Source organism: candidate division WOR-1 bacterium RIFOXYB2_FULL_36_35 (assembly GCA_001771505.1).
GTDB lineage: Bacteria > Margulisbacteria > WOR-1 > XYC2-FULL-46-14 > XYC2-FULL-37-10 > XYB2-FULL-36-35.
The window spans coordinates 1-6434 of sequence record MEUA01000042.1 but is presented as its reverse complement, the minus strand read 5'-3'; the positions used below and the strand labels follow the sequence as shown (position 1 = coordinate 6434).

Annotated in this window: 8 protein-coding genes and 1 pseudogene; 8 read left to right on the top strand and 1 reads right to left on the bottom strand. The window is 35.6% G+C overall.

The window, feature by feature from the left end; translation table 11 throughout:
* Positions 1–520: pseudogene (locus A2290_07035) on the bottom strand (hypothetical protein).
* Positions 521–585: 65 nt separating this feature from the next.
* Here A2290_07035 and A2290_07030 point away from each other — a divergent pair.
* The 8 genes from A2290_07030 (at position 586) to A2290_06995 (ending at position 6316) form a co-directional block, all read left to right on the top strand.
* Entirely contained in the window at positions 586–1170 is a 585-nt protein-coding gene (locus tag A2290_07030; GenBank protein OGC14068.1) for a phosphoribosylglycinamide formyltransferase, read from the top strand.
* 38 nt (positions 1171–1208) lie between these two features.
* Positions 1209–1925 carry a hypothetical protein gene (locus A2290_07025; protein ID OGC14067.1) on the top strand — a complete coding sequence of 239 codons (717 nt, stop codon included), beginning with the start codon at positions 1209–1211 and terminating at the stop codon, positions 1923–1925.
* 246 nt (positions 1926–2171) lie between these two features.
* Positions 2172–2384, top strand: coding sequence for a hypothetical protein (locus A2290_07020; protein ID OGC14066.1), 213 nt, complete (start codon positions 2172–2174; stop codon positions 2382–2384).
* A complete protein-coding gene (locus A2290_07015; protein OGC14065.1) occupies positions 2381–2785 on the top strand; it encodes a hypothetical protein in 405 nt (134 codons plus the stop codon). Before A2290_07020 ends, A2290_07015 begins: the two co-directional genes overlap by 4 nt.
* 85 nt (positions 2786–2870) lie before the next feature.
* Positions 2871–3146: a hypothetical protein gene (locus A2290_07010; protein ID OGC14064.1), complete on the top strand. Its 276-nt coding sequence runs from the start codon at positions 2871–2873 to the stop codon at positions 3144–3146.
* Positions 3146–3406: a hypothetical protein gene (locus A2290_07005; GenBank protein ID OGC14063.1), complete on the top strand. Its 261-nt coding sequence runs from the start codon at positions 3146–3148 to the stop codon at positions 3404–3406. The genes A2290_07010 and A2290_07005 overlap by 1 nt, the downstream gene beginning before the upstream one ends.
* Positions 3407–3532: 126 nt before the next feature.
* Positions 3533–5110 (top strand): bifunctional phosphoribosylaminoimidazolecarboxamide formyltransferase/IMP cyclohydrolase, encoded by a 1578-nt coding sequence (locus A2290_07000; GenBank protein OGC14069.1) that lies wholly within the window; start codon positions 3533–3535, stop codon positions 5108–5110.
* Between the two features lie 15 nt (positions 5111–5125).
* Positions 5126–6316 (top strand): hypothetical protein, encoded by a 1191-nt coding sequence (locus A2290_06995; GenBank protein ID OGC14062.1) that lies wholly within the window; start codon positions 5126–5128, stop codon positions 6314–6316.
* Positions 6317–6434: the final 118 nt, after the last annotated feature.

The window sequence follows — 6434 nt, the reverse complement described above, 5'->3', positions numbered from 1 at the left end:
GTAATATCTCTATTCTAACGGTATTAAAACGGATTTTAATATTATACCGTTTTGCCATCTCAAATATTAACAATATTTTTATGTATTCAGTTGACTCGGTTTTGCTTGGAGTCCCAGCCAGACAACAAGTACATTGATTTTGGCATCCGCTCATAATTTCAAAGCTTATTATGGGATCGCGCCTGACGCTTGCTATAGCTTCAAATGGATAAGAGTCAGGTGGAGTAAAAAGTTCAAGATGTGGATTTTCAATCCTTGGTGATTGAGAGGATATCCAGCGTAAATAATTTTGCAGATAGGTGTCGCTGTAAGCTTGAGATACGACTCTTTGACTAAACCTAAAAAGATGGTCTCTTATATCAAGTCCTTTGCTATTTAGTAAATCGTAATTTTTGTCAAATATAGCTGCTCCTCGCCTCAGATTAGAAACATGTTCGGCAGGAAAATTTTTGGCGTTCAATAATTGCCAGGGAACCAACTTTCTACAGCTTCTTATAGTTGTTTCTGACTGTTGAACCATGTTTTTTTATCGAAAAAAACAGGACGAAATTTCGTGTAATATGCTAAAATTAAAAAAAGAAGGGAATTAAAATGCTAAAAATCGGAGTTCTAATTTCAGGCCGCGGATCAAATCTTCAAGCCTTAATTGATGCGTCAGAGTGCAGAGATATCCCTGCTGAAATTTCTGTTGTTATTTCAAATAAATCTGACGCTTATGGATTAGAGCGCGCTAAAAAGCATAATATTCCAGCTGTTTTTATAAACCCCAAGGATTTTCCTGACAAAAATTTTTACGAGGAAAAAATTGTTGAGACCTTGAAAAAATATAATGTTGGGCTTGTCTGTTTGGCAGGATATATGAAGATCGTTGGCAAGGTTGTTTTGACTGAGTATAAGAGAAAGATGATTAATATCCATCCATCACTATTACCTAAATATCCAGGCCTTCATGCACAAAAGCAAGCCTTAGAAGATAAAGCAAAAGTGTCAGGCGCAACAGTCCATTTTGTGGATGAAGGCTGTGACACGGGGCCTATTCTTCTACAGGCAGAAGTTCCTGTTTTGGAAAATGATACAGAAGAGAGTTTATCTTCCAGAATTTTAGAACAGGAGCATAAGATTTATCCGGAAGCGGTGAGGTTGTTTGCGGAGGGGAAGTTGAAGTTTTGATGAGCGAAATTTTTTTTGACAAAGTTCGATAAAAGGTTATGAAAACGGTATGTTTGCCTGAGGAGTCAGGGATTAGTGCATTAAGGTATTGTCAAAGAAGAGCAACAAGTCGTGCTACAACTAATCCTGCTTTTAGTGCTCTTTATGGGTTTAGATTTATTCCCAGAAATTCTTATGCCCCAAAATTTTGGAGCGAAAACAAATCATCTTTATCTGAAGCGGAGATAATTGAATTGGTTGAAAACGGAATTGTCGCACATAAGGAGTTTTATGTAGTATTAAGGTTTGCGGGGAAACCAAATCATTCTAGTGTTTGTTCTGTATCATTTGCAAGAATTGAAATAGTACCTATTATTTTTGATCCCCCTGTTGCAGGCTATTTAGATTTTTCGATTGATGGTGATTATAATATTGCAACAATAGATTGTTCTCTTGATGTGTTAATTGATCAACAGGGTTTTACGGAAAAAGCTCAAACTAAAATTGGGATTGAAAACATAGAAAAATATTATGATAATGGAACTAGGTCTAATGTCGCTTTTTGGGTTGAAGATACATTCAGGACGCGCCTTTATATGAAAGAGAGACTTTCGCATATTTTGATGAGTACCTGTGTACAGCTTTGCAGAGGAATAAATATTGTGGAGATACATTTAGAAGATGTGCGTAATATTGGGTTTTACGAAAGAAATTTTGGCGCAATTGCCAAGCCAAGTATGTTTTTATCTGGCTTGCCTTTTATGATATCCATCTGAAGGCATTATTTTTATGGCATAAAAATTGACAAACTTGTAAACGCCCAAAAATGGGGAACAGATATGATTGAGCAAGCGTCTCCAACGGCGAGAGCTGGCGTATCTATTGAAAAGATAAAACTTTTTACCACCTAAATTAATGGTTGCTGTGGATGCCACACTTATTGTTGAAAACCCTACTTTCATACATACATATCGAAAAATTTGAAGCAGAATTTCTAGTGTGGGTGTGGTAAAATAAATGTCATGGCAAATCAAAAAAGATTAATTGATTTGATCTATTCAAATTCCAAATATTTTGGAAGACATGTTGTTATTATTCATGGGAAGATATATTCAGCTAAAACTGGGAAAGAAGCTTCTAGGATACTTGAAAAAGCAGTAAAAAAATATCCTTTGGAAACACCAACAATTACTTATGTCCCAAAGGCTGATTCGTTAATTTTGTTTTCTTTATGAGAGAGAAATTTCCTTATGAAAAAGAGGTTTCTAAGCTATTTGGTGTAATTAAGCGTCCCGTAGCATTAGCATATTGCTGGTCTCAAAGATTCCACACTTATTTAAAAGTCTATTTTATTGTTGATACAGGTGCTGATTATACTCTATTTCCTTTTTCAAAAGCCTATGATTTTGGCATAAATCTGGAAAAAGATTGTAAAAAATTTAAAACCTATGGAATTGGAGGAGAAGAAACTGTTTTTTTGTGCCCTGAATTTAAAATTAAATTATGTGGGAAAGAGCTTTTTTTGCCGGTAGGGTTTTTAAAAAGAGATGATATCCCTCCATTATTAGGAAGACACAAATGTTTAGATGAGTTTTCTGTATTATTTTCAGATTTTATAACGACTTTTGAATGTTGAGTTTTTTAGATTTGTTTGAAGCAGAATTTCTTGGTTTCATGTGGTAAAATTAAAATAGTTAGATAAAAGAGGAGGATTGGTTTTTATGGTGCCATCTGTTTTGAGGGGATTAGCTGAAGAAAAAATAGTTTTGTTATCTGATGCCAAAGCCCATAATTTACCTTTTGATATCAAAGGTATTACCAGGCTAGTGGATAAAAAAGGAAATACATTGGGTTTATTGCTTGACAATAAAATTTTGGAAGAATTGGAGGACGATATTGATTCTCAAGGGGATGATTTTGTTAAATCTTTAAAAGAATCTCGCATTTCAGGAAAAGTTAAGAGTTCTGTTGTAAAAAAGAAATCTGGCTTGGTTTGATGGAGTACTTTTTTACAAGAAAATCTGAAAAAGAATTTTTAAAGCTTTCTCATAATATTCAGAAAAAGATAATAGAGAAAGTTGAATTTTATCTATCTTTACCTAATCCATTAAACTACGCAAAAAGATTGTCAGGGCTTGATGATCCGACTTTTAGATTTAGGGTGGATGATTATAGGGTTGTTTTTGATTTAGAAAAAGACAACAGAATAACAATTTTACGAGTAGGGCATAGAAAAGATATTTATAAAGGATTTTAGCCTGCCGCAGGCTTTTAAGAGATGCAGATATTTCTTTGGATGAATTTTTAAAATTGTTATAGAAGGGAGAAGTAATTACTTATTATGAGAAAAAAGAAAATTGTTAGAAAAAAGACAAAATCCCAAATCCCAGATCCCAAAACCCAAACAAAGAAACAAAAACCGATTGCCCTTCTTAGTGTCTGGAATAAAAAAGGTCTAGCCTCATTTGCACGCGGACTTGTAAAAAGTGGGTATGATATTGTCTCCTCCGGCGGCACTGCAAAATTCCTAAAAAAATCAGGTGTAAAAGTCACAGAAGTCTCACGCCTTACAAATTATCCTCATATGTTGGGTGGGCGTGTTAAGACTTTGCATCCTTTAATTCATGGAGGAATTCTTGCCAATCGATCATTGAAAGATCATCAAAAAGATATGCAGAAGTTTGGCATAAGGCCTATTGATATTGTAGTTTGCAATCTTTATCCGTTTAATGAAACTATTTCAAAGCCGAATTGTACACTTTCTGATGCTGTTGAAAATATCGATATCGGAGGGCCGTGTATGGTCCGAGCCGCGGCGAAAAATTTCAAAGATGTGGCTGTAATTGTAGATCCTGCCGATTATTCTCTTATTTTAAGGGAACTTAAATATAATAGTGGAAAAACTACAGTTGATACGCGTAAGCTTTTGGCATTAAAAGCTTTTAGACTTACCAGGCTTTATGATACATCCATTAGTCATTATCTGTCTGAAAAATTTGAGGGAGAAGAGCTTTTTCCTTCAAACGTTCAGATAAATTTACAAAAAATTCAAGATTTAAGATATGGAGAAAATCCTCATCAAAAAGCAGCATTTTATAGGGAAACAGTAGTCCCTTTTAAAGGAGCAATTGTTGATGCAGAGCAGCTTCATGGGAAAGAGTTGTCTTTTAATAATATAGTTGACATAGATTCTGCATGGAATATAGTAAACTATTTTGCAGATACCACAGTTGCTGTAATCAAGCACAACAATCCTTGTGGAGCTGCAAAAGGGAAAACACCTTCAGATGCTTTCAAGAAAGCTTTTGCCTGTGACACTGTCTCTGCATTTGGAAGTATTATAGCTTGTAACAAAGAAATTGACATGGAAATGGTAGAAGCAATCGGAAAACTTTTTGTTGAGGCTATTATTGCTCCCTCTTATTCAAAAGAGGCTCTTGATAAACTGAAAGAAAAGAAAAATCTTAGGATTATGAAGTCTTCTTTAATGGGATCACGTTATAATGTTTTAGACTATAAGAGAGTTATGGGCGGACTTTTGATCCAAGATATGGATACGGCTCAGCTTGGTATAAATGATACAAAGACAGTCACAAAAAGAGAGCCGTCTCTTCATCAGATGGATGATCTGTTTTTTGCTTGGGGGATCGCAAAGCATGTTAAATCAAATACTATTGTTTTTGTAAAAAATGGCGCAACAGTTGGTATTGGGGCAGGACAAATGAGCAGGATTGATGCTACGGAAATCGCAGGAAAAAAGGCAGGAGAGAAGACAAAAGGGGCTGTTATGGCTTCAGATGCTTTTTTCCCTTTTAGGGATAATGTAGATCTTGCTGCGAAACTAGGGATTTCTGCTATAATCCAACCTGGTGGAAGTGTTAGGGACCAAGAGTCTATCGATGCCGCGAATGAACATGGAATTGCGATGATCTTTACAGGTTGCAGGCATTTTAGGCACTAAATTGGGAGGAAGAAAATGACAAATGGAAAGAGGTTTCAAGGTTTTAAGGTTTCAAGGTTTCGAGGACTTTTATTTGTCGTTTGGGTTTTAGTATTGGTTTCTTCATCATTTGCTTCTTCCAGTTTAACAGATAATACTATAAGCTTGGGTTATATAAAAGCCGGGTCCAGTGAAGTTGGTGCGATTTCATGGCAGCCGGATTTTAGGTTGGGGATGTGGGGAGTTGGTTTGGATATCAATATTCCAGTCGGAAATAACAAACCCGAAGGTTATGACACAGTCGTTTTTCGTTATGCTGAATTCAATGATGGTATGAAGGGGCTCCGTTATGGATTGCTGGATGGATATACTTGGGGACATGGCCTTTTGATGAAGAACTATTCCTCAAGAAATGCTGGGCCTATTGCGCAAAATAATAACCAGACGGCGTTTAAGGGATATTTTAATGCAGAGAGGGTAGGTATTGAGTTTTTTACAACTTGGTCGCATCTTTACGGTCTTCGTTTAACAGAAAGAGCCCATCAAATGTTAATTTTAGGCCAATCTTATATATCAGATGCGGATGGTGTTTCTGTTAAAAATACTGATGGGACGACGACAACTTATCCTTCTGTTTCGGGGCTTGCAATTGATGCCTCGGTTCCACTTCCCATGAATTTTATAGGATATACAGAGACCGCAGCACTTATGACGTCGGGGAATTCTGCAATTGGTTCAACTATTGGCATAAACTGGGGATTTAACGCTCTTGCTTTTGCGGCATTATTTGACGTGGGATATAGGGTTAACGGTAAAAATTTTGTACCTGGATACTTTAACGGTGGGTATGAAACAAATCCTATAAATTTAATATCTTATGAAGCTTCAAGCAAAGAGAAAAATGGGTACATAGCGGAGCTTAATTTATTATTTTCAACTTTACTTCAGACGGATGTTATATATGAATATTACAATGGAAGTGATGCTGTTTTAAATGGAAAGGCATCTGCAAAATACGACAAGTATACCGCTTCCGCATATTTTGAACAGCCAAAGTTTACCGATTTCAGGTCTCTTAATCTTGAGCAGGGGGCAATTATAGGTATGACAGTTGGATATGATATAAATGATAACATGACATTATTTGCACATTATAAAAAAGCTTATGATCCTAATGTGGGTCAAGTTATAGAGAGTCAATATTACGAAGTTAAACTGGGGTTTTAAATATTCCTCCTGACTTTCTCCTAGCAAAAAGCATTTTTCAATAATTATTGTCATTAAGCCAAAAAAACGCTGTGCAGTAAAAATTTTGTGATACATAAAATAATGACTTTGTGAATTT

Excerpts from the sequence above, each read along its gene's own strand:
- A2290_07025 (OGC14067.1), top strand. The coding sequence starts at position 1,209 with ATGAAAACGGTATGTTTGCCTGAGGAGTCAGGGATTAGTGCATTAAGG.
- A2290_07020 (OGC14066.1), top strand. The coding sequence starts at position 2,172 with ATGGCAAATCAAAAAAGATTAATTGATTTGATCTATTCAAATTCCAAA.
- A2290_07015 (OGC14065.1), top strand. The coding sequence starts at position 2,381 with ATGAGAGAGAAATTTCCTTATGAAAAAGAGGTTTCTAAGCTATTTGGT.
- A2290_07010 (OGC14064.1), top strand. The coding sequence starts at position 2,871 with ATGGTGCCATCTGTTTTGAGGGGATTAGCTGAAGAAAAAATAGTTTTG.
- A2290_07005 (OGC14063.1), top strand. The coding sequence starts at position 3,146 with ATGGAGTACTTTTTTACAAGAAAATCTGAAAAAGAATTTTTAAAGCTT.
- A2290_06995 (OGC14062.1), top strand. The coding sequence starts at position 5,126 with ATGACAAATGGAAAGAGGTTTCAAGGTTTTAAGGTTTCAAGGTTTCGA.